This window comes from Curtobacterium sp. PhB136 (assembly GCF_004346855.1).
GTDB lineage: Bacteria > Actinomycetota > Actinomycetes > Actinomycetales > Microbacteriaceae > Curtobacterium.
On the sequence record NZ_SMGH01000006.1, the window covers coordinates 189,219 to 211,428 of the forward strand.

At 70.5% G+C, this 22,210-nt stretch carries 22 protein-coding genes; 10 read left to right on the forward strand and 12 right to left on the reverse strand.

Features of this window, described 5'->3' with window-relative positions:
• Positions 1-100 precede the first annotated feature (100 nt).
• The 4 genes from EDF27_RS10320 (at position 101) to EDF27_RS20260 (ending at position 4,578) form a co-directional block, all read left to right on the forward strand.
• A complete protein-coding gene (locus tag EDF27_RS10320; protein WP_123654099.1) occupies positions 101-1,417 on the forward strand; it encodes a CBS domain-containing protein in 1,317 nt (438 codons plus the stop codon).
• Positions 1,401-1,943 (forward strand): DUF1003 domain-containing protein, encoded by a 543-nt coding sequence (locus tag EDF27_RS10325; RefSeq protein WP_123654100.1) that lies wholly within the window; start codon positions 1,401-1,403, stop codon positions 1,941-1,943. Before EDF27_RS10320 ends, EDF27_RS10325 begins: the two co-directional genes overlap by 17 nt.
• Positions 1,936-3,102 carry an Mrp/NBP35 family ATP-binding protein gene (locus EDF27_RS10330; RefSeq protein WP_243698302.1) on the forward strand — a complete coding sequence of 389 codons (1,167 nt, stop codon included), beginning with the start codon at positions 1,936-1,938 and terminating at the stop codon, positions 3,100-3,102. Before EDF27_RS10325 ends, EDF27_RS10330 begins: the two co-directional genes overlap by 8 nt.
• A 171-nt stretch (positions 3,103-3,273) precedes the next feature.
• Positions 3,274-4,578, forward strand: coding sequence for a carbohydrate-binding protein (locus EDF27_RS20260; protein ID WP_207909607.1), 1,305 nt, complete (start codon positions 3,274-3,276; stop codon positions 4,576-4,578).
• 95 nt (positions 4,579-4,673) lie between these two features.
• Here EDF27_RS20260 and EDF27_RS10340 read toward each other — a convergent pair whose 3' ends face one another.
• Entirely contained in the window at positions 4,674-5,042 is a 369-nt protein-coding gene (locus tag EDF27_RS10340; protein ID WP_123654102.1) for a twin-arginine translocase TatA/TatE family subunit, read from the reverse strand.
• Positions 5,043-5,103: 61 nt separating this feature from the next.
• On the opposite strand from EDF27_RS10340, the gene EDF27_RS10345 reads away from it, so the two are divergent.
• On the forward strand, positions 5,104-5,736 hold the full coding sequence (locus tag EDF27_RS10345) for a class I SAM-dependent methyltransferase (protein WP_123703493.1): 633 nt from the start codon (positions 5,104-5,106) through the stop codon (positions 5,734-5,736).
• Here the strand turns inward: EDF27_RS10345 and EDF27_RS10350 are convergent.
• Both EDF27_RS10350 and EDF27_RS10355 read right to left on the reverse strand, forming a co-directional pair.
• Entirely contained in the window at positions 5,733-6,461 is a 729-nt protein-coding gene (locus tag EDF27_RS10350; protein WP_243698303.1) for an AAA family ATPase, read from the reverse strand. The two genes, EDF27_RS10345 and EDF27_RS10350, sit on opposite strands and share 4 nt — an antisense overlap.
• Positions 6,462-6,565: 104 nt before the next feature.
• On the reverse strand, positions 6,566-6,736 hold the full coding sequence (locus tag EDF27_RS10355) for a DUF3117 domain-containing protein (RefSeq protein WP_017887054.1): 171 nt from the start codon (positions 6,734-6,736) through the stop codon (positions 6,566-6,568).
• Positions 6,737-6,863: 127 nt separating this feature from the next.
• Here EDF27_RS10355 and EDF27_RS10360 point away from each other — a divergent pair, with 127 nt between their 5' ends.
• Positions 6,864-8,015: an AI-2E family transporter gene (locus tag EDF27_RS10360; protein ID WP_165931442.1), complete on the forward strand. Its 1,152-nt coding sequence runs from the start codon at positions 6,864-6,866 to the stop codon at positions 8,013-8,015.
• On the opposite strand, the gene EDF27_RS10365 is transcribed toward EDF27_RS10360, so the two are convergent.
• Together EDF27_RS10365 and dapE are read right to left on the reverse strand one after the other, a co-directional pair.
• The gene (locus EDF27_RS10365) at positions 7,994-9,262 is read right to left on the reverse strand and encodes a hypothetical protein (RefSeq protein WP_132048659.1); all 1,269 of its coding nucleotides are present in this window, start codon (positions 9,260-9,262) and stop codon (positions 7,994-7,996) included. The genes EDF27_RS10360 and EDF27_RS10365 overlap by 22 nt on opposite strands.
• On the reverse strand, positions 9,247-10,329 hold the full coding sequence (dapE, locus tag EDF27_RS10370; RefSeq protein WP_132048661.1) for a succinyl-diaminopimelate desuccinylase: 1,083 nt from the start codon (positions 10,327-10,329) through the stop codon (positions 9,247-9,249). The genes EDF27_RS10365 and dapE overlap by 16 nt, the downstream gene beginning before the upstream one ends.
• A gap of 104 nt (positions 10,330-10,433) precedes the next feature.
• Here dapE and dapD point away from each other — a divergent pair, with 104 nt between their 5' ends.
• Positions 10,434-11,402 (forward strand): 2,3,4,5-tetrahydropyridine-2,6-dicarboxylate N-succinyltransferase, encoded by a 969-nt coding sequence (gene dapD / locus EDF27_RS10375; RefSeq protein WP_132048663.1) that lies wholly within the window; start codon positions 10,434-10,436, stop codon positions 11,400-11,402.
• A 167-nt stretch (positions 11,403-11,569) separates the two neighbouring features.
• Here the strand turns inward: dapD and EDF27_RS10380 are convergent, their stop codons facing one another.
• The 6 genes from EDF27_RS10380 to EDF27_RS10405 form a co-directional block, all read right to left on the reverse strand.
• Complete coding sequence (locus EDF27_RS10380; RefSeq protein WP_123654108.1) at positions 11,570-12,868, reverse strand: citrate synthase; 1,299 nt, start codon at positions 12,866-12,868, stop codon at positions 11,570-11,572.
• 169 nt (positions 12,869-13,037) lie between these two features.
• Complete coding sequence (dapC, locus tag EDF27_RS10385; RefSeq protein WP_132048665.1) at positions 13,038-14,156, reverse strand: succinyldiaminopimelate transaminase; 1,119 nt, start codon at positions 14,154-14,156, stop codon at positions 13,038-13,040.
• A 13-nt stretch (positions 14,157-14,169) separates the two neighbouring features.
• The gene (gene fdxA, locus EDF27_RS10390; RefSeq protein WP_123654110.1) at positions 14,170-14,487 is read right to left on the reverse strand and encodes a ferredoxin; all 318 of its coding nucleotides are present in this window, start codon (positions 14,485-14,487) and stop codon (positions 14,170-14,172) included.
• A gap of 37 nt (positions 14,488-14,524) precedes the next feature.
• The gene (locus EDF27_RS10395) at positions 14,525-15,757 is read right to left on the reverse strand and encodes a PIG-L family deacetylase (RefSeq protein WP_123654111.1); all 1,233 of its coding nucleotides are present in this window, start codon (positions 15,755-15,757) and stop codon (positions 14,525-14,527) included.
• 33 nt (positions 15,758-15,790) lie between these two features.
• Positions 15,791-16,336: a hypothetical protein gene (locus EDF27_RS10400; RefSeq protein WP_123654112.1), complete on the reverse strand. Its 546-nt coding sequence runs from the start codon at positions 16,334-16,336 to the stop codon at positions 15,791-15,793.
• 142 nt (positions 16,337-16,478) lie between these two features.
• Positions 16,479-17,672 (reverse strand): amidohydrolase, encoded by a 1,194-nt coding sequence (locus tag EDF27_RS10405; protein ID WP_165931443.1) that lies wholly within the window; start codon positions 17,670-17,672, stop codon positions 16,479-16,481.
• 109 nt (positions 17,673-17,781) lie between these two features.
• Between EDF27_RS10405 and EDF27_RS10410 the strand changes: the two genes are divergently transcribed.
• Complete coding sequence (locus EDF27_RS10410; RefSeq protein WP_132048669.1) at positions 17,782-18,645, forward strand: hypothetical protein; 864 nt, start codon at positions 17,782-17,784, stop codon at positions 18,643-18,645.
• Positions 18,646-18,725: 80 nt separating this feature from the next.
• Here EDF27_RS10410 and typA read toward each other — a convergent pair whose 3' ends face one another.
• Positions 18,726-20,648, reverse strand: a complete 1,923-nt coding sequence (gene typA, locus EDF27_RS10415) for a translational GTPase TypA (protein WP_132048671.1) — start codon at positions 20,646-20,648, stop codon at positions 18,726-18,728.
• Positions 20,649-20,770: 122 nt separating this feature from the next.
• Between typA and EDF27_RS10420 the strand changes: the two genes are divergently transcribed.
• Entirely contained in the window at positions 20,771-21,520 is a 750-nt protein-coding gene (locus EDF27_RS10420; protein WP_123703062.1) for a CPBP family intramembrane glutamic endopeptidase, read from the forward strand.
• A 64-nt stretch (positions 21,521-21,584) separates the two neighbouring features.
• The gene (locus EDF27_RS10425) at positions 21,585-22,064 is read left to right on the forward strand and encodes a peroxiredoxin (protein WP_132048673.1); all 480 of its coding nucleotides are present in this window, start codon (positions 21,585-21,587) and stop codon (positions 22,062-22,064) included.
• Positions 22,065-22,210: the final 146 nt, after the last annotated feature.

Genomic DNA, 22,210 nt, shown 5'->3' on the forward strand with positions numbered 1-22,210 from the left:
AACCGGCCGGGCCACCACCGGGGAACCGGCCGGGCCACCGCCAGGGAACCGGCCGGGCCACCGCCAGGGAACGGACCGGGTGACCGGCTACGCTGAGATCGTGAGCGCCACGAAGGTCTTCGTCGCCCGCCTGGCCGGGTGCTCCGTCTTCGACCCCGCGGGCGATCGCGTCGGCAGGGTCCGGGACGTCCTCGTCGTCTACCGGCGGGCCGATCCTCCGCACGTCGTGGGGTTGATCGTCGAGGTCCCCGGCAAGCGCCGCATCTTCGTCAGCGTCGGCCGGATCACCTCGATCGGTGCCGGGCAGGTGATCACGACCGGCCTGGTCAACATGCGTCGCTTCGAGCAGCGCGGCGGCGAGGTCCGGGTGATCGCGGAGATGCTCGGGCGCAAGGTGCTCATCACGAAGGACCGCATCCGCGCCACGATCGAGGACATCGCGATCGAGGACCGTGGCCAGGGCGACTGGGAGGTGTCGCAGCTCTTCCTCCGCAAGCCGAAGACGACGCCGTCGCCGTTCGGCAAGGGCCCGACGACGTTCGCCACCTGGAACGAGGTCACCGAGGACGAGCTCCCCGGTGAGTCCCAGTCCGCCGAGCACGTCATCGCCGCGTACTCGGACCTGGTGCCGGCCGACCTCGCGTCGACGCTGCTCGACCTGCCGGCGGAGCGCCGGTTCGAGGTGGCGGAGGAACTCCCCGACGACCGGCTCGCCGACGTGCTCGAGGAGATGCCGGACGCCGAGCGGGTGGCGATCCTGTCCTCGCTCGAGGACGCCCGCGCCGCCGACGTCCTCGACCAGATGCAGCCGGACGACGCCGCCGACCTGCTGGCCGAGCTCTCCGACGAGCGGAGCGAAGCGCTCCTGCAGCTCATGGAGCCGGAAGAGGCGCAGGACGTCCGGATGCTGCTCGAGTACGAGCCGGACACCGCCGGTGGCCTCATGACGACCGAGCCGGTGATCGTCTCCGCGGACGCCACCGTGGCCGAGGGCCTCGCGCTGATCCGCCGGCACGAGCTCGCACCGGCGCTCGGCGCGAGCGTCTGCGTCACGCTCCCGCCGTACGAACCGCCGACCGGCCGGTTCCTCGGGCTGGTGCACTTCCAGCGCATGCTCCGCTACCCGCCGAACGAACGCCTCGGCACGCTCATCGACCAGCAGACCGAGCCGGTCCGTGTCGATGCCAGTGCGGCGGAGGTCACGCGTGTGATGGCGACCTACAACCTCGTGTCCGTCCCCGTGGTCGACGACGCCCACCGTCTGGTCGGGGTGGTGACGATCGACGACGTGCTCGACCACGTCCTGCCGGACGACTGGCGAAGTCAGGGCGACGGTGAACCCGCACGCCCCCGCACCAAGAGCCGTAGGACCCCCGTGAGCGCGGGGAGGAGGACCACACGTGGCACGAACGGATGAGAACACCCGTCTCGACTCCCCCAAGGGCATGCGCACCCGCGTCCTGCCGACCCGTCGGCGCTCGGGCCGCGGTGACGCGTTCGGTCGTGCGACCGAAGGCATCGCACGCGCAATGGGAACGCCCTGGTTCCTGGTCGGCCTGACCCTCTTCTGCGTCGTCTGGATGGCCTGGAACGTCTTCACGCCGAAGCAGCTGCAGTTCGACTCCGCGGCCATCGGCTTCACGGCGCTGACGCTGGTGCTGTCGCTGCAGGCCTCGTACGCGGCGCCGCTGATCCTGCTCGCGCAGAACCGGCAGGACGACCGTGACCGGGTGCAGTTCGAGCAGGACCGGCAGCGCGCCGAGCGGAACCTGGCGGACACCGAGTACCTCGCCCGAGAGGTCGTCGCGCTCCGCCTGGCGATGCGGGACATGGCCTCGAAGGACTTCATCCGCGCGGAGCTGCGCTCGCTGCTCGAGGAACTGGACCGTCGCGACGCGATCGACGACGGCGACCCGGAGCGCGCGGTGGACGTCCGTGGCTGACGCCACGCACCCGGTGGACGACGAGGCGCTCGGCGCGCGGGTCCTCACCGCGCTCGGGCGCGTCATCGACCCGGAGATCCGCCGGCCCGTCACGGAGCTCGACATGATCCGTGGTGTCGACGTCCAGCCGGGAGGCACGGTGCGCGTCGACCTGCAGCTCACGATCGTCGGGTGCCCGGCCGCCGACACGATCGAACGCGACGTCCGCACCGCCGCCGGTTCGGTGGACGGGGTGTCGTCGGTGTCCGTGGACGTGTCGGTGATGGACCCGGCGGTCCGTGCGGCCCTGACGGCGCGGCTCCGCGAGGGCCGGCCGAAGGGTGTCCAGTTCACCCCGGACTCGCTCACCCGCGTGATCGCGGTGACGAGCGGCAAGGGCGGCGTCGGCAAGTCCACCGTCACGGTGAACCTGGCCGTCGCGCTCGCCCGTCGCGGGCTCCGGGTCGGGATCGTCGACGTCGACGTGCACGGGTTCAGCGTCCCCGGGTTGATGGGCCTCACGGACGAGCGCGGCGTCGCACCGCGCCCGACCCGGGTGGACAGCATGATCCTGCCGCCGGTCGCCCACGACGTGAAGGTCGTCTCGATCGGGATGTTCGTCGACGACGCCTCCACCGCGGTGTCCTGGCGCGGGCCGATGCTGCACCGCACCGTGAACCAGTTCCTCACCGACGTGTGGTTCGGCGACCTCGACGTACTGCTCCTCGACATGCCGCCCGGCACCGGGGACGTGGCGATCTCCGTCGGGCAGCTCCTGCCGCACGCCGAGGTGCTCGTCGTGACGACCCCACAGGCCGCGGCGGCGGACGTCGCCGAGCGGAGCGGCATCGTGGCGCGACAGACCGGGCAGCGGGTCATCGGCGTCGTGGAGAACATGGCGGGGCTCGTGCAGCCCGACGGCACCGTGCTGCACCTGTTCGGTGAGGGCGGCGGTGCGGAGACCGCGGCCCGGCTCTCCCGCGGGCAGGATTCCCCCGTGCCGGTGCTCGGCAGCGTGCCGCTCTCGGTGCCGCTCCGGCAGGGTGGCGACGCCGGCGAACCCGTGGTGCTCGGTGCCCCGGACGACCCGGCCGCCGTGGCGCTGACCGGGATCGCCGACCGGATCGTGGCGCTCGGACGCGGGCTGTCCGGCCGGAAGCTGGGACTCTCCCTGTCCTGAGCCGACCGCTCCGGCCCCGCTCCGCTTCCCGCTCCCTGTACGTCTCTTCATGGACGCCGAGTGTTGTCGAGAGCAATATGCAGGGACATTCCACAATGCTCCTGCGGAATCAGGGCGCAGGGGCATCCACCGTGCCGACATCGACGTCGGCCGAAGAACTGGAGCACTCAGGTGAACAGGAACACCAGGATCCGGATCGGCGTGATCGGCGCCGTGGCAGCAGCGGTCGTCGGGGGAACACTCGCGGCCGTCCCCGCCACCGCCGCGACCACCACCACCTGCGCGACCGCGTGGGCATCGGGGACCGCCTACAACGGCGGCGCCACCGTCAGCGAGAACGGCACGAACTACACCGCGAACTGGTGGACGCAGGGGGACGACCCCGCGACCCACTCGGGCGCGACCGGCAGCGGGCAGCCGTGGACCTCGACGGGCGCCTGCACGGGCGGCAGCACCGGGGGCGGCGGCACGGGCGGTGGGACCGGCGGCGGGACCACGACGCCCGGCAACGGCAGCACGGGTACGGCGAGCGGGCTGGTCTTCAGCCCGTACAAGGACGTCACGGTGAACCTCGACTGGAACACGAACGTGATGAACACCGCCGTCACCGGCACCCGCATCCCCGTCGTCGGCTCGTCGAACAGCCTCGTGTCGACGAAGGAGCCCGGCCTGAAGGCCATCACGCTCGCCTTCGCGACCGGGACCTGCGGCAGCGAGAACTGGGGCGGGGTCGCCGCGGACGCGTTCGCGAGCGCCAACATCCCGAAGCTCGACGCCGCCGGGGTGAACTACATCGTCAGCACCGGCGGGGCCGCCGGCTCGTTCAAGTGCTCCGGCACCGCACTGCAGAGCTTCATCGCGCGGTACGCCAGCCCCCACATGATCGGCGTCGACTTCGACATCGAGAGCGGGCAGTCCGCGGCCGACGTGCAGAACCTCGTGAGCGCGGCGGCACTAGCCCAGGCGAAGTACCCGGGCCTGCGCTTCTCCTTCACGCTGGCGACCCTCGCCGCGTCGGACGGCAGCTTCGGCGGGCTCAACAGCACCGGGGACGCCACGGTGAAGGCGATCACGGCCTCGACGCTGACGAACTACACGGTCAACCTCATGACGATGGACTTCGGCCGCGCGACCACCGCGAACTGCGTGGTCGTCGGCTCCACCTGCGAGATGGGACAGTCCACGATCCAGGCGGTGACGAACCTGCAGCACACCTACGGGATCGCGGCGTCGAGGATCGAGGTCACGCCGATGCTCGGCGTGAACGACGCCTCCGACGAGGTCTTCACACTGGCCGACGCCGACACGGTGTCCGCGTACGCGAAGGCGCACGGACTCGCCGGGGTGCACACCTGGTCGCTCGACCGCGACACCCCCTGCGCCACCCCGACGAGCACCGCGTCCGCCACGTGCAGCTCGGTGACGGGGACGGCCGCCCTGGCCTGGACCGACCGCTTCCTGGCCGACCTGCGGTAGTCGGGACCCGCTGCACGACAGGAGGCCCGGTGCCAGCTGGCACCGGGCCTCCCGTCCGTCGTCCTGGCCGCGTGTCGGGCCGGAACGGGTCGTTCCTACGTGGACTCGGCGTCGTACGGCGCCTGCTCGCCTGCGGCGAGCGGGACCACCGGCGCCGGCGCCCGCACCTTCGACGCGGTGACCTGGACCGTCTCTGCCGCTCCCGCACCGGTGGCGGAGTCGAGCAGCGCGTCACGGATGATCCGGCGCGGGTCGTACTGGCGCGGATCGAGCTTCTGCCAGTCGACGTCGTCGAAGTCCGGCCCCATCTCCTCGCGCATCCGGTCCTTCGCGGTGTCCGCGAACCGTCGGACGGCCTTCACGAACTCGGCGAGCTTCTGCGCGTACATCGGCAGGCGCTGCGGGCCGAGCAGGAGCACGGCAATGATCCCGATGATCAGGATCTTGTCGAGCGGGATGTTCACGGAGCGAGCCTAACCCGAACCGACCGTGCTGCGGCCTAGAGTTGTCGTCCGAGGAGTGTGCGTGTCAGAGAAAGAGTCGAACTGGAAGTTCGCGGAGGACATCGTCTCCGAGTCCGAGGTGATCGCTCGCGCGCGTGAGCACTCCCTGGAACTCGGCGTCGAGGCGATCTCGCCGGCGATCGGTGCCCAGATCGGTGTCGTCGCCGCAGCGTCCCGAGCCACCGCGATCATCGAGATCGGGACGGGGCTCGGCGTGTCCGGGCTGTACCTGCTCGGCGGCGCGCCGAAGGCCACCCTCACCACGATCGACATCGAGGTGGACCACCAGCAGTACGCCCGCGACGCCTACATCGCCGCCGGCACCGCACCGTCCCGGGTGCGGCTCATCCCCGGACGCGCGAACCAGGTGCTCCCGCGGATGAACGAGGCGTCCTACGACGTCGTGCTCGTCGACGCGGACCCCGAGCACGTGATCGAGTACGTCGAGCACGGGCTGCGCCTGGCACGGCTCGGTGGGACCGTCCTCGTCCCGCACGCGCTCTGGCGCGGACGCGTCGCGGACCCGGTGAAGCGGGACCGTGCCACCACCGACTTCCGGCTGCTCCTGACCGAGGTCTCGACCTCCGGTGCGGTCATCAGCGCGCTGTCTCCGGCCGGCGACGGGCTGCTGCAGATGACCAAGGTCACGAACTAGTCCGCTCCGAGGTGGCGCAGGTAGCGCTCCGGGGACGCCAGGAACGACCGCTGATTCCGCACCAGGTCGAGGTCGTCCCAGGAGCTGCGACGGATGCCCCACTCCCCCACCTCGTGGATCGTGGCGCCGGGGAACGCCGCGAGCACGGGTGAGTGCGTCGACAGCACCACCTGCCCGAGGCCGTCGTCGATGATCGCCTGCAGCAGCCCGATCAGCGTCAGGCACCCCTGGAACGACAGCGCCGACTCAGGTTCGTCGAGGATCCAGAGGCCTGGCCACTGCGACCGGTCGATCACGAAGTCGAGGAACGACTCGCCGTGGCTGCGCTCGTGGAACACGGGCTCCGGGCGGGCACCCGGGTGCTCCTCGAGGTACGTGAAGAACCCGTGCATCGTCTCCGCACGGAGGAAGAACCCGCCCTTCGGCGCACCAGGCTCACGGTGCAGGGCGATGTGCTCCCAGAGCTGCGACTCACTCGGTCGGGTGCTGTGCCCCGAGTTCGTCGACCCGCCCTCTGGGCTCATGCCGTAGGCGAGCGCGATGGCCTCGACCAGGGTCGACTTGCCGGCACCGTTCTCCCCGACGAAGACCGTGACGGTGTCCAGGTCGATCCCCTCGTCGAGGAGCTGCCGGACCGGGGCGAGCGTCGACGGCCAGACGTCGCGGGGCATCGGGTCGGCCGGGTACTCCTCGACGCGACGGACGGGGCGGCGGGATCGTGGCACGGGGCCATCATGCCGACGACCCCCGACAGCACCCAGGACGACAGCAGGCCCGGGACGAGTATCCCGGGCCTGCTGGCTGGTGCCTGTTGTGGTGCGTCGACGAACTAGGCCGAGACGACCTCGGCGAGAGCGTCGTGGAGTTCCTTCGCCTCGGCATCGTTGACCGAGACGACAAGGCGGCCTCCACCTTCGAGCGGAACCCGCACGATGATGAGTCGACCCTCCTTAACAGCCTCCATCGGCCCGTCACCGGTCCTCGGCTTCATGGCTGCCATCAGATGTCCCCTTTCGTGCAGTATGTGCACCCCCATTATCCCGTACCAGGGGGCGAACTGCGAAACCGCCCAGGTTGGGGGGTGCGGATCCCGTCGTCTTCGCGGCTCGGATTCCTAGTCTGTGGACGTGCCGACCGTTCCCTCCACGCGCCGTCCGAGCCCGCCGGACCCCTCAGCTGACCCCATCGCCGACGCCGTCCCCGTCGGTCTCCGCATCGCCGGTGCGTTCTCCTGGCGGCTGCTCATCGTCGCCGCAGCTCTCGCCGTCGTGATCGCGCTCGTGGTGGTGCTGCAGGACATCATCGTGCCGTTCCTCATCGCGCTGCTGCTCTGCGCGCTGCTCGCCCCGATGTCCTCGTTCCTGCAGCGGCACCGGTGGCCGAAGTGGACGGCGGTGCTCTCGAGCCTGGTGTCCGTCGCGCTGGCGATCGGCGCGCTCGCGCTCGTGGTGACGGCGCAGATCCGGTACGACCTGCCGTCGCTCGAACGGCGCCTCCACCACAGCGTCCGGTCGCTGCAGACCCTGCTCGACAGCGAGCCGTTCGGGATCACGGCCAAGGACGTCAACGGGTGGATCTCGGACGGCTTCGACTACCTGCAGGCGCACGTCGCATCGATCCTGTCCGGGTTCCAGGCAGCGGGGACCGGTGCGGTGCACGTCCTCGAGGGCCTGTTCATCGTCGTCTTCACGACCCTCTTCGTGCTCATCGACGGCCGCCGGATCTGGACCTGGGTCCTCCGGCTCTTCCCCCGGCGTGCCCGGCCGCGGATCGGCGTCGCGGGCGAGGCGGGCTGGCACACCCTGACCAGCTTCATCCGGGTGCAGCTCGTCGTCGCGATCACGGACGCGCTCGGCGTGGTGGTCGGTGCGCTGATCCTGCAGGTGCCGCTGGCGATCCCGATCGGCGTGGTCGTGTTCCTCGGCGCGTTCGTCCCCGTGGTCGGCGCGATCGTCGCGGGGAGCGTCGCGGTGCTCATCGCGCTGGTGTTCAACGGATGGGTGCCGGCGCTGTTCATGCTCGGCATCGTGGTGCTCGTGCAGCAGCTCGAGAGCCACGTCCTGCACCCGTTCCTCACCGGCAGCGCCGTGAAGGTGCACCCGCTCGGCGTCGCACTCGGCGTCGTCGCGGGCACCACGATCGCCGGGGTCGTCGGGGCGTTCTTCGCGGTGCCGTTCATCGCGACGGTGAACGCGATGGTGCTCGCAGCGGCGAACTGGCGACCCGACGTGCCACCGTCCGCGTCAGCCGATGCCGATCACGGTGGGGTCCAGTCGTAGCCGTCGACCCACCAGCAGTAGTACATCCACACCCACTGCAGCACCACGCAGAGCACCACCACGAGCACGCGGTAGGCGCGGGACCTGGGCAGCGCCACGATCCCGAGCAACGGCGCGATCGGCAGCAGGATGCGCCACGTGCTCGACTGCGGGAAGAAGACCGCGAGCAGGTAGACGAGGTACGCGACGGCCCACAGCCGGAGCTCGAGGCCGATCCGGCGCGCGGGCGGCATGAACACGAACGCCGCGAAGCCGATCAGCACGACCACGAGCAGCACCGACCCCGCCGGCTGCCGGAACCACCACCCGAACCCCTGGATCCACGGGGCGAAGGGCACGAGGTCCTTCCATCCGATGTACGACGAGCGCCATGCGAGCTCGGTGTCCGTGTACGCCCGCGGCACTCCGGTGACCGCCCACGCGACGGCGGGCCACGCGAGCCCCACCAGGCCGGACACCACCGCGACGACGGCCGGTGCGACGAGCTGTCGGATGCTGCCCAGCGGCGCGAGCCGGATCCATGCGGGGCGGACGACCCAGACCGCGATGACCATCACCATCAGGAGCGCGAACGCCAGCCCGGTCGGCCGCGTCATGCCGAGCAGCAGCACGACGGGCAGCATCGTCCAGAACCGGCGCTCGACGAGGAGCAGCAGCGCGACGAGGAGCAGGAACAGCCCCATCGACTCCGCGTAGGCGACCTGGAACATCACCGAGAGGGGGGCGACACAGAGCAGCACCGTGGCGAACGTCGCCCGGGCCGGGTCGAGGAAGCGCCCCATCAGCCGCCGGAACACCAGCGCCGCCCCCCAGCCGAAGAGCAGTGACACCGAGATCGCCACGAGCTCGAACGACGCCCCGGTCAGGGTCATCAGCGCCCGGACGAGGAACGGGTACGCCGGCATGAACGCCCACGCGTTCTCCGTCACGTGCCCGGCGGCGTCGACCGGCAGCGTCGACGGGTACCCGTTCGCAGCGATCACCCGGTACCAGGCGCCGTCCCAGATGGACGCGAACGACAGGTAGTGCGGGTGCTGCAGGGTGAACGAGTTCGCCGACTGGATGCGCGCGAACGACATGAGCAGCGCGCCCGTGACGATCCGGGCGAGCACGTACACGACCGTGATCCGCAGCCACCACGGGACCACCCGGTAGCGCGCACGCCACCGAGCCGCACCCGGGCGGGGCCGGCGCACCGGCACGGCGCCGGTGTCCCGGGACGAGCCGGTCGTCAGGCCGTCAGCCACCGACGCAGACCGTCCTCCACCGCGGTGATCTGCGCCACGGGGACCTGCTCGTCGTCGTGGTGCGCGAAGACCGGCTCGCCGGGGCCGTAGTTGACCGCGGGCACGCCGAGCGCGGAGAACCGTGCGACGTCGGTCCAGCCGTACTTCGGGCGAGGGGCCGGGCCGCCGACGGCCTCGACGAAGTGCTGCGCGAGCGGGGCGTCGAGCCCGGGGCGGGCGCCGGCGGCGAGGTCGACGATGTCCACCTGGTAGCCGTCGAAGAGCTCGCGGATGTGGGCGACCGCTTCCTCGGCGGAGCGGGACGGTGCGAACCGGTAGTTCACGTGCACCATCACCTCGTCGGGGATGATGTTCCCCGCGATCCCGCCCGTGATGCCGACCGCGTTGAGGCCCTCGCGGTACTCGAGCCCGTCGACCTCGACGGTGCGCGGCTCGTACGCCGCCAGGGTGGCGAGGATCGGGGCCGCCTTGTGGATCGCGTTGTCGCCGATCCAGCTGCGGGCGCTGTGGGAGCGCTTGCCGAACGCGCGGATCTCGGCGCGGAGGTTGCCGTTGCAGCCGCCCTCGATCTGGGCGCCGGACGGCTCGCCGAGGATCGCGAAGTCCCCGGTCAGGAGCTCGGGCCGGGTGCGGGCGAGACGACCGAGGCCGTTCAGCGCGTCGGACACCTCCTCGTGGTCGTACCAGACCCACGTGACGTCGACCGACGGGTCGGTGAGGTCGTACGCGAGCTTCAGCTGGACGGCGCACCCGGCCTTCATGTCGACGGTCCCACGCCCCCAGAGGATCTCGGTGCCGTCCTCGGCCGTCCGGAACTCCGTCGGCAGGTTGTCGTTGAGCGGCACGGTGTCGATGTGCCCGGCGATGACGACGCGGCGGTCACGGCCGAGGTGCGTCCGCGCGACGATCGCGTCGCCGTCGCGGATCACCTCGAGGTGCGGCAGCGGCGCGAGCACCGCCTCGATCGCGTCGGCGAGGGCCTTCTCGTTGCCCGACACCGACTCGATGTCGCAGATGGCACGGGTGATGTCGATGGACGAGGCGGTGAGGTCGAGCGGCTCCGGCATGCCGAAAGCCTACCGGCCGCCGCACGCCGGGACCCGGGCGCCGCACGCCGGGACCCGGCCGCCGTACGCCGAAACCCGGGCGCACCCCTCGCTACCCTGGAACCGTGACCGAGACGACCGACACCACCGACCGCCCCACCTCCGCCTGGGGCCACGGCCTCGCGACCGTCGCCGCCGACGGCACCGAGCTCGACACCTGGTTCCCGGAGACCCATCTCGGCGCACTGCCCGCCGACGCGGTCTTCCCGCTCGAACTCCAGGAGCACATCGGCGAGGACCCCCGCCGCGGGGTCCGGATCGAGGCCGTCACGGTCGAGATCGACATCGATGCGGCACCCGCGAGCACCCCGGACGCCTACCTCCGCCTGCACCTGCTCAGCCACCTGCACGTGCGCCCGAACACGATCAACCTCGACGGCGTCTTCGGGCACCTGCCCATCGTCGCGTGGACGAACGCCGGGCCCGTGCTCCCCGCCGACCTGACGCGCCTGCGCCCGTCCCTGCAGCGCGCGGGCATCGCGGTGCACGCGATCGACAAGTTCCCCCGCCTGCTCGACTACGTGACGCCCGAGCGGGTCCGCATCGCGGACGCGAACCGGGTCCGGCTCGGCGCGCACCTCGCGCCGGGCACCACGGTCATGCACGAGGGCTTCGTCAACTTCAACGCGGGCACCCTCGGCGACGCGATGATCGAGGGCCGCGTCTCCCAGGGCGTCGTCGTCGGCAACGGCACCGACATCGGTGGCGGCGCGTCGATCATGGGCACGCTCTCCGGCGGCGGCACGCACCGGGTGTCCCTCGGGGAGCGCGCGCTCCTCGGGGCGAACGCCGGCCTCGGCATCTCACTCGGCGACGACTCCGTCATCGAGGCGGGGCTCTACGTCACCGCCGGCACGAAGGTCTTGCTCGTCGGGGCCGCGCCGAACCCGGACGGCACCCCGAGGACGGTGAAGGCCGCCGAGCTCTCCGGGGCCCCGAGTGTCCTGTTCCGCCGCAACAGCCTGACGGGTGCCGTCGAGGCGCTGCAGCGCAAGGGCGAGGGCATCCAGCTCAACACGGCGCTGCACGCGTAGCGCCCCCGCGGCCCGCCGCCGGCCCTCCGTCTGCCCGCCGGTTGGGCCTCCGCCCGCCCGGACCCCGCACAACCGAAAGCACCCCGAACCACGTGATCGCGTGGTGCGGGGTGCTTTCGGTTGTGCGAAGGACGCCCACGCGCCGGGGCGCCCGCCGCCGCCGCGCGTCAGCGCTCGGGCAGGTCCCGCTTCGGCGAGCCGACGTAGAGCTGCTGCGGGCGCCCGATCTTGTTGAGCGGGTCGTTGTTGAGCTCGCGCCACTGGGCGATCCAGCCCGGCAGCCGCCCGATCGCGAACAGCACGGTGAACATCCGCGGCGGGAAGCCCATCGCCTTGTAGATGATCCCCGTGTAGAAGTCGACGTTCGGGTAGAGCTTGCGCTCGATGAAGTACTCGTCGGAGAGCGCGATCTGCTCGAGCTCCTTGGCGATGTCGAGCAGGTCGTCCTGCACGCCCAGGGACTCGAGGACCTCGTCCGCCGACTCCTTGACGAGCTTGGCGCGGGGGTCGTAGTTCTTGTAGACGCGGTGCCCGAAGCCCATCAGCTTCACCCCGCGCTCCTTGTTCTTCACCCGCTCGACGAAGCGCTGCACGGGCTCGCCGGAGTCCTTGATCTGCTGCAGCATCTCGAGCACGGCTTCGTTCGCACCGCCGTGCAGCGGGCCGTACAGGGCGTTGATGCCGGCCGAGATCGAGGCGAACATGTTCGCCTTCGTCGAGCCGACCAGCCGGACGGTGGCGGTGGACGCGTTCTGCTCGTGGTCTTCGTGCAGGATCAGCAGGCGGTCCAGCGCCTTCGAGAGCACCGGGTTCGGCTCGTAGGTCTCGGCCATGGTGCCGAAGTTCAGCCGCAGGAAGTTGTCGACGAACGACAGGGAGTTGTCCGGGTAGAGGAACGCCTGACCGATGGACTTCTTGTGCGCGTACGCGGCGATGACCGGGAGCTTCGCGAGGAGCCGCACGGTCTGCAGCTCGACCTTCTCCGGGTCGTCGACGTCCATGTCGTCCTCGTAGTACGTCGACAGGGCGCTGACGGCGCTGGAGAGGACGGACATCGGGTGCGCCGAGTGCGGGAGGGCGTCGAACAGGCGACGGAGGTCCTCGTGCAACAGCGTGTGCCGGCGGATGCGCGCGTCGAAGTCGGCGAGCTCGGCGTCGTTCGGGAGCTCGCCGTAGATCAGGAGCCAGGCGACTTCGAGGAAGGTGCAGTTCGAGGCCACCTGGTCGATCGGGTACCCGCGGTAGCGCAGGATGCCCTGGTCGCCGTCGATGTAGGTGATCGCGCTCTTGGTGGACCCGGTGTTCACGAACCCGTAGTCGAGCGTGTTCATCCCGGTCTGCTTCTTGAACGTCGAGATGTCGACCGTGGACGCACCGTCGACGCTCGGCAGGATCGGGAACTCCGCCTGGCCGCCCGGGTACGTCAGCGTCGCGGTCTCCGTCGCCTGCTCGGCTTCGGGACTCACGGGGACGGGCGTCGTTGGCGGTGTGGCCGTCGTCTGAGCGTCATTGGCAGTGTCAGTCACACCAACAGCCTAATCGCGCCGTCTGTCGCTCGTGCACACCCAGGTCCCTCGAACTTGGTGGGAGTCACGACTAGCGGTCGACCGGTTCGGTGGTCGGCGCTCCGGTGGTTCAGGCCGAAGCGAGCCGGTGACCGCTGGTCAGACGCTGCGCCGCCGCGGCGATCCGCTCGTCGGTCGCGGTGAGCGCGATCCGCACGTGCTGCCCGCCGGCCGCGCCGTAGAAGGTCCCCGGGGCGACGAGGATGCCCCGGTCCGCGAGCCACGCGACGGTGTCGAGTGCCGGTTCGCCGCGCGTGGCCCAGAGGTACAGGCCCGCTTCGCTGTGGTCGACCCGGAAGCCGGCGCCCTCGAGCGCACGGCGGAGCATGCCGCGACGGGCACGGTACAGCGCCTTCTGCTGCTGCACGTGCGCGGTGTCCTCGAGCGCGACGATCATCGCCTGCTGCACCGGCAGCGGCGGCATCATGCCGGTGTGCTTGCGGACGGCGAGCACCTCGGCGAGGACCGCGGCGTCACCAGCGACGAAGGCGGCCCGGTAGCCGGCGAGGTTCGACTGCTTCGAGAGCGAGTACACGCTGAGCACACCGTCCACCGAGTCCCCCACCACGCGGGAGTCGAGGATGGTCGGCGTCGGCGTGACGTCGTAGGGCGGCTCCCAGCCGAGCTCGGCGTAGCACTCGTCCCCGACGATGACCGCGCCGAGTTCCCGAGCGCGGGCGACGGCGACGCGGAGTTCCTCGACGGAGAGGACGCGGCCGTCGGGGTTGCCCGGCGAGTTCAGCCAGATGAGCTTCGTGCCGACCGGCCACGCGGCGGGGTCGTCCGAGGCCAGCGCGGTGGCACCGACGAGCGCGGCGCCGAGTTCGTACGTCGGGTACGCGGCGGCCGGGAACACGACGGTGTCGCCGCGGCCGATGCCGAGCCAGAGCGCGAGCCCGGCGATGAACTCCTTCGAGCCGATCGTCGGCAGGGTCTGGTCCTCCCGCAGCGCGACCCCGTGCCGGCGGCCGTACCAGTCGGCGATCGCCTGACGGAGCGCGGGGGTCCCGGCGACCTGCGGGTAGGCGTGCGCGTCGGTGGCCTCGGCGAGGGCAGAGCGGACGAGCGCGGGCGTCGGGTCCACCGGCGAGCCGACGCTCAGGTCGACGATGCCGCCCTCGTGCTCCGCTGCGCGCTGCTTGAACGGGACGAGCTGGTCCCAGGGGAAGTCGGGGAGGTCGAGGGCCACGTGCGTGTCCGGCTCAGCCGCGCGGCGGTTCGGCCGCGACGACGGGGTGGTCCTTGTGGATCACGCCGACCTTCGCCGCGCCGCCGGGGGAACCGACCTCGTCGAAGAACTCGACGTTGGCCTTGTAGTAGTCGGCCCACTGGTCCGGGAGGTCGTCCTCGTAGTAGATCGCCTCGACCGGGCAGACCGGTTCGCACGCACCGCAGTCCACGCATTCATCCGGGTGGATGTAGAGCGAGCGGTCACCCTCGTAGATGCAGTCCACGGGGCATTCGTCGATGCACGCGCGGTCCTTGACGTCGACACAGGGCTGGGCGATCACGTAGGTCACGGTCGGGGTGCTCCCTTCGGAAACGAGCGCTTCGAGTCTACTCGCGGGGTGCGGCCGACCCTGACCGTCCGGCGACACCCGTCGCCGCGTCGCCCGCGGCTGGGCGCGCCGCCCGCAGCCCGGACAGGTCCGGCCAGGCGAGCGCGAGCATCGCGACGATCGCCGGCCCGAACGTCCACACGTACCCGGCGGCGTTCGCGAGCACCAGCGGGGAGCTCTGCCCGCCGACGGACACCAGGACCTGCGTGGCGACGATCACCCCGATGCCGACCGCCGCGACCATCGCGCGGGACCGGTAGAGCAGCCGCACGCCGACGACCAGACCGACCACGATGAGCGTGGTGAGGACGATGCCGATCGGGAACGCCCCGAGCGTCTGCTGGTGGGTGATCGTCCCGAGGCCACCGGCGAGCAGCCCGACGACGAGGGCGACCACGACCGCGGTGACCTTGCCCGCCGGGGACATGTCCGCGTACGTCTCGGGAGCGGCCGCTGCGGGCGGCTCGTCGTGCCGGAAGCCCTCGGTCGCCGCCGCGTGCTGCCGGACACCGTGCGGCATCACCCAGGACAGCGCGGTCGGGTCGGCGGGGTCCACCGGGTCCACGGCGACCTGCGAGCGGTACTGCTCGATCGCCGCGCGGACCTTCGCCCGCACGGGCAGGACGTCGACGGTGACGTCCGCCTCACCGGAGTCCGGGTCGACGATCATCGAGAACGGCACGTCCTCGGCCTTCGCCGCGTACCGGGCGGCGTTGTGCACCCGCACGTGGTCCGGGTGGCCGTAACCGCCGTCGTCCGCGTAGCTGATCACCGCATCGGCGCGGGTCGACCGGATCGCGGCGCGGACGTCGTCGACGACCTCGCCGAGGTCGGCCATGGTCAGCGAATCGGCGGGGGCGTCGTCCGCCGCGACCGCGCGGCCGTCCGGGCCCCACTGCATGCCGGAGTCGGAGTAGCGCCGCTCGGGCAGGTCGGTCGGCCGGGCGCCCGGTCCACCGAGCCACAGGTGGGCCGGACGCCCGAGCGCTGCCAGCGCGCCGGCGATCTCGGTCTCCCGGTGCGCGGCGACGCGGGGACCGTCACCGAACAGCGGCGCGAGTTCCGGCGTGAGCATCTCGCCGCGCTCGCCCCGGGTCGCCGTGAGGACGGTGACCTCGGCGCCGAGCTCGAGGAGCGTGGCGATGGTCCCACCGGACGACAGGGTCTCGTCGTCCGGGTGGGCGTGCACGAAGAGGACGCGCTCGGGGCGGGTCGCGGGGGCCTTGGACATCGTCTCCCAGGGTACGGGACGCGCCTCGGTCGGCTACCGCGGGGTGACGATGTAGGTCGCGGTCGCGCCGGCGTCGGACTTCGAGAACGTGAGCACCACGCGGTGGTCCTCGCTCCGGAAGATCCCGAACGCGCTCGAGGAGTCCGCACGCTTCGCCGACTCGGTGAACCCGGCGTCCGTGAGCTGCTGTGCCGCGGTCGCGAAGTCGTCCACCGATGACGCCTGCACCTGCACGACCCAGCCGGAGCCGTTCGGGCCGGAGCCGCCACCCAGGACCGTGCCGTCCACGAGCGGGACGGCCGACGTCGGGAAGCCGTCGGGCACCTTGCCGTCGGAGGTCACGTTCGTGCCCTTGAGGGCGGTGTCCAGCGCACCGTCGATGCCACCGGCGATGCTCGACATGCCCTCGCTGATCGCCGATCCGTCGATGCCCTTGACGCTCTCGCTGACGTCCGAGGCCACCGAGGACCCGAGGTCCGTGGCCTGCTTGACGGCGTCCGAGGAGCAGCCGGTGAGACCGGCCAGGGCGATGCCCGCTGCCACGGCGGCGATGAGCGGGGAACGGAGGGCGTTGCGCATGCGGGCACCGTAACGGACCAGCCGGGAGGCTCGGCGCGAGTTCCCTGGGAGTCTCACCTGCCCGCCGGGCCCGGCCAGGGCCTCCAGGCCGTCATGCGCGTCAGCGCACGTCCGTCAGCGCACGTCCGTCAGCGCACGCCGGTCAGCGCAGGTACGCGCGCACCGCCGCGACGAGCGCGTCGATGCCGACCGGGATCGCCGTCTCCGCCTGCGGCGCGTAGAAGGGCGAGTGGTTGCTCGGGATCTCCTCGCCCCGGCGGAACAGCTCCGGGTCCGTGATGCCGGTGAACCAGTAGACGATCGGCACACCGGCGGCGGTGGCGAGCTGCCCGACGTCCTCGGACGCCATCGCGAGCCCCGACTCGAGGTCGACGGCCTTCGGCACCGCGGCGGCGATCGCCTCGAGGACGCGCGCAGCGTGCTCCGGGTCGTTCACCAGCACGTCGGCACCGGGCCAGCGCTCGATCGTGGGTTCCGGGAGTCCGCCCGCGTCGCTCTCGGCACGGACGATGCGCTCGATGGAGGCGATGATCCGGTTCCGGGTCTCCTCGTTGCGGGCCCGGGTGGAGATCTCGATGACGGCCTTGTCCGGGATGATGTTCGCCCGGGTGCCCGCGTGGAAGCTGCCGATGGTGACGACGCCCGCGTCGCTCGGCGACACCTCTCTCGAGACGATCGTCTGCAGCCGGACGACCGCGGACGCCGCGGTGACGACCGGGTCGAGCGAGGCCTGCGGCGCCGAACCGTGCGCGCCCCGGCCGTTGAACGTGATCGTGAACCGGTCGCTCGACGCCATCACGGGGCCGGAGCCGACCGCGACCATGCCGACCGGGGCCGGGGCGGAGTGCTGTCCGAGGACGATCTCGGGCTTCGGGAACCGGTCGACCAGGCCGTCCTCGACCATCGCGCGTGCGCCGGAGATCACCTCTTCCGCGGGCTGGAAGACGGCGACGACGGTGCCGGACCACGCGTCGCGGGTGGCGAGGAGGCGCTCGAGGGTGCCGAGCAACCACGTGACGTGGATGTCGTGTCCGCACGCGTGCATCGTCGGGACGTCCGTGCCGGTCTCGTCGGTGCCGCGGTGCTCGCTGGCGTAGGGCAGGCCGGTCCGTTCCTCCACCGGGAGGCCGTCCATGTCCGCGCGGAGCCAGATCACCGGGCCGTCGCCGTTCGTCAGCACCCCGACGACACCGGTGCCGCCGACGCCTTCGGTCACGTCGATGCCGCCCAGTTCGTGCAGCTTCGCGGTGATGACACCAGCGGTGCGGTGCTCCTGGAACCCGAGTTCCGGGTGGGCGTGGAGGTCCTGGTACAGCGAGAGGAGGTCGAGGGTCACACACACCACGGTAGCGCCGCCTGTTCACATGTGCGCCATGCGCGTGCACCACACGGCGACTAGAACTGGATGCATGACATTTCACACAACGGTTTCCAGAGTCCTCCTCGTGCTCGGTTCGACCGCCCTCATCGCGGTCCCCGCGGAGCAGGCGGCCGCCGCACCTCCCGCACACTCGTCGCCGACACGCTCGGCGCAGGACATGCCGTCGGTCACCAGGACCGTTTCCTGCTCGGCGGGCGGGATGACGGGCGAAGCAGTCCTCAGCCTGGCGAGCGACGGGACGCGATGGCGCACGACGGTCGAGCGGTACAAGATCTCCGCGAACGGACGGAGCAAGGGCAACGTCAACCCCTACGTCTGGGGTCAGAACTTCGTCGGCCAGGTGACCCTCGACGAGCGCGTCTCGTCCAGGGACGCCATGGTCCAGGACGGGCAGTGGCACGATCTCGGCCTGCAGCTGAACCGATCGAGCCTGCCCTGGGCGGCGATGTCCCAGGCGTCGAGCACCGGGGTCGAGTTCGTGTTCGACAAGTCCGGCTCGGATCCTCGCTGCTCGGCGGGGATCTCGTCGAGCAGCCCACGACGGACCGTCCAGCACCTCGCAACCACCCCTGGCCGGATCGACAAGCTCCACCCGCTGGCTTCGTGCTACGTCCTCAGCGACGGGATCACGTGCAGCATCGCGGAGTCCAGGACAGCGACGAGCTCGGTCAACCTGACCGGCGCGGTCACGCCGACGGGAGAGTCGCTCAAGTGGATCACGGGCAACATCAACGCGTCGTGGACGGCCTCGCGGACCGTCGACGTCCGGTGCACGTCACCGGTCATGCGGAAGGGCGAACTCTTCGTCGCGTACCCGACGGGTGTCGACACACAGTTCCGGGTTCAGGTCGACGCGTTCGGCGTGCACATCGACGGGCCCGGCACGGCGTTCGAGGTCGCGAACGGCATCGCCTGCGAGGTCTCCTGAACGCGGAGGACGAACCGCGAACGGCCCGGCCACCTCGACGAGGTGACCGGGCCGTTCGACGAACCTGGGGCTGACGCCGGTTACGCGTCCTGGCGCTTCAGGCGCGCGTAGGAGCGCTGGCGGGCCTGCGCGTCGAGCTCGACCTTGCGGATGCGGACGGCGGCGGGGGTGACCTCGACGCACTCGTCCTCACGCGCGAACTCCAGGCACTCCTCGAGGGAGAGCTGGCGCGACGGCGTCATCGACTCGAAGGAGTCGGCGTTCGCCGAACGCATGTTCGTGAGCTTCTTCTCCTTGGTGATGTTCACGTCCATGTCGTCGGCGCGCGAGTTTTCGCCGATGACCATGCCCTCGTAGACCTCTTCGGTGGGGTTGACGAAGAACGTCATCCGCTCCTGGAGGTTCGTGATGGCGAACGGCGTGACCACACCGGAACGGTCGGAGACGATCGAGCCGTTGATGCGGGTCTGGATCGGGCCGGCCCACTCGTCGTAGCCGTGCGAGATCGCGTTGGCGATGCCGGTGCCGCGGGTCTCGGTGAGGAACGACGTGCGGAAGCCGATCAGGCCGCGCGACGGGACGATGAACTCCATGCGCACCCAGCCGGTGCCGTGGTTCGTCATGTTCTCCATGCGGCCCTTGCGGGCGGCCATGAGCTGCGTGATCGCGCCGAGGTACTCCTCCGGCGTGTCGATCGTCATGTGCTCGTAGGGCTCCTGGAGCTTGCCGTTCTCGTCACGCTTGGTGACTACCTGCGGCTTGCCCACGGTGAGCTCGAAGCCCTCGCGACGCATCTGCTCGACCAGGATGGCGAGCGCGAGCTCACCACGGCCCTGGACTTCCCACGCGTCGGGGCGCCCGATGTCGAGGACCTTGAGCGAGACGTTGCCGACGAGCTCGCGGTCGAGGCGCTCCTTGACCATGCGGGCGGTCAGCTTGTGGCCCTTGACCTTGCCGACGAGCGGCGACGTGTTCGTGCCGATCGTCATCGAGATCGCCGGGTCGTCGACCGTGATGGTCGGCAGCGGACGGACGTCCTCCGGGTCGGTGAGGGTCTCACCGATGGTGATCGTGTCGAAGCCGGCGACGGCGACGATGTCACCGGGGCCCGCGGACTCGGCCGGGTAGCGGTCGAGCGCCTTGGTGATGAGGAGCTCGGTGATGCGGGCGTTGACGACGGTGCCGTCGTGCTTGACCCACGCGACCGTCTGGCCCTTCTTCATGGTGCCGTGGAAGATGCGCAGGAGCGCGAGGCGACCGAGGAACGGCGAGGCGTCGAGGTTCGTGACGTGCGCCTGCAGCGGGTGCTCGTCGTCGTACTTCGGGGCCGGGACGTGCTGGAGGATCGCTTCGAAGAGCGGCTCGAGGTCGTCGTTGTCGGGCAGCTCGCCGTCGTTCGGCTTGTTGCGCGACGCGGCGCCGTTGCGGCCAGAGGCGTAGACCACCGGGACGTCGAGGATCGCGTCGAGGTCGAGGTCGTCGACCTCGTCGGAGAGGTCGGACGCGAGGCCGAGGAGGAGGTCCTGCGACTCCGAGACGACCTCCTCGATGCGGGAGTCCGGGCGGTCCGTCTTGTTGACGAGCAGGATCACCGGGAGCTTGGCGGCGAGCGCCTTGCGGAGCACGAAGCGGGTCTGGGGCAGCGGGCCTTCCGACGCGTCGACGAGCAGCACGACACCGTCGACCATGGAGAGGCCGCGCTCGACCTCACCGCCGAAGTCGGCGTGGCCGGGGGTGTCGATCACGTTGATGGTGATGGGGCCGTCCGAGCCGAACTCGGTCGCGTGCTTGCCGTTGTAGAGCACCGACGTGTTCTTCGCGAGGATGGTGATGCCCTTCTCGCGCTCGAGGTCGTTCGAGTCCATCATGCGGTCTTCGCCCTCGAAGTGGGCGTCGAACGAGTTGGTCTGCGTGAGCATCGCGTCGACGAGCGTGGTCTTGCCGTGGTCGACGTGTGCCACGATGGCGACGTTGCGCAGGTCGGACCGGGTGGCGAGCGCCATACAGGACATCCTTCAAATTCTGGGAGAGTGTCGGGCCAGTGTTTTTGACGGCACCGCACCCGTGGGCAGAACGCCCGACACACCAGTCTACCGGTAGTTCGCAACCGACAGGAGTACAGCGCATGAGCCGACGGCGAACGTGGGTCGAGATCACGATCGTGCTCATGCTCTCGCTCGGCGGCAGCGCGCTCTACTCGGTGCTGCAGATCATCGACGACCTGTCGCAGACCACCCCGCTCGGCCAGCAGTCCACCGCGCTCAACTCCTCGACCACGACCGTGCAGTACGTGGACCTCGCCCGGCAGCTCGTCGGCATCGCGGTGGACCTGGCCCCGGTCGCGCTGGTCTGCTACCTGCTGTGGTCGACCACCCGCCCACACCTGGCCCGGCTCGGCATCGACCGGTTCCGGGTGAAGCCGGACCTCGGCGGGCCGGTGCTCATCGCGCTGTGCATCGGGATCCCCGGGCTCGCGCTCTACTTCACGGGCCGCGCACTCGGGTTCACCGTGAACGTGAACCCGGCGGCGCTCGACTCCTACTGGTGGACGATCCCGGTGCTGCTGCTCTCGGCGATCCGGTCCGGGCTGCAGGAGGAGGTGATCGTCGTCGGCTACCTGTACGCCCGCCTCGGCGAGATCGGGTGGGGCCGGTGGCAGATCATCCTCTCCACCGCGGTGCTCCGCGGCAGCTACCACCTCTACCAGGGCTTCGGCGCGTTCGTCGGCAACGCCGTGATGGGCATCGCGTTCGGCTGGATCTACACGAAGTGGGGACGGCTGATGCCCCTGATCGTCACGCACTGCCTGCTCGACGCCGCGGTGTTCGTGGGCTACCCGTGGGTCGCCCACGCGTTCCCGCAGCTGTTCTCCTGATTCCCACAGCCACCACACAGCGCGGCGAGGGTCGGCTCCCCTCCCCCGGCCCTACCGTGAGCACATGAGCATCCCCGCGGTCGGCGATCCGGCACCGAGGTTCACCCTGCCGGGCATGATCGTCCGCGACGGGGTGCGGACCGACGGCGAGTTCGCGATCGACTCCGAGATCGGCCGGACGGTCGTGCTCGCCTTCTACCCGGGGGACGCCACCCCCGTCTGCACCGCCCAGCTCTGCAGCTACCAGGAGGAGCTCGACGAGTTCGGGGACCTCGGCGCCGTGGTGTGGGGCATCAGCCCGCAGGCGCTCGACTCGCACGAGGCCTTCGCTCGCGGTTCCTCACTCACCTTCCCGCTGCTCAGCGACACCGCCGGCTCCGTCATCCGCGACTACGGCGTGAACGCCCCGGGCATCGGCCTCCGCCGGTCCGTGTTCGTGATCGGTCCCGACGGGATCGTCCGCTGGCGGCACGTCGGACTGGTCGGATTGCGCTTCCCCAAGGCCGAGATCATCCGCGAACAGATCGAACTGCTCGTCGGATAGGTACATACGCATATTTCTTGTTCGTCCCCGGCGTGTCGATTCTCGTTTTTTCTTCTCGTGGGGTATTGACTCTCGAAGCGGAGTCCGGGACGCTTTGTGTACGAGAGATCCTGATGGATCGGCCTCCCCGGGAAATCGGGTCGTCA

Excerpts from the sequence above, each read along its gene's own strand:
- EDF27_RS10395 (WP_123654111.1), bottom strand. The coding sequence starts at position 15,757 with ATGTCCAAGGCCCCCGCGACCCGCCCCGAGCGCGTCCTCTTCGTGCAC.
- dapE (WP_132048661.1), bottom strand. The coding sequence starts at position 10,329 with ATGCCGGAGCCGCTCGACCTCACCGCCTCGTCCATCGACATCACCCGT.
- EDF27_RS10425 (WP_132048673.1), top strand. The coding sequence starts at position 21,585 with ATGAGCATCCCCGCGGTCGGCGATCCGGCACCGAGGTTCACCCTGCCG.
- EDF27_RS10355 (WP_017887054.1), bottom strand. The coding sequence starts at position 6,736 with ATGGCAGCCATGAAGCCGAGGACCGGTGACGGGCCGATGGAGGCTGTT.
- EDF27_RS10420 (WP_123703062.1), top strand. The coding sequence starts at position 20,771 with ATGAGCCGACGGCGAACGTGGGTCGAGATCACGATCGTGCTCATGCTC.
- EDF27_RS10400 (WP_123654112.1), bottom strand. The coding sequence starts at position 16,336 with ATGCGCAACGCCCTCCGTTCCCCGCTCATCGCCGCCGTGGCAGCGGGC.
- typA (WP_132048671.1), bottom strand. The coding sequence starts at position 20,648 with ATGGCGCTCGCCACCCGGTCCGACCTGCGCAACGTCGCCATCGTGGCA.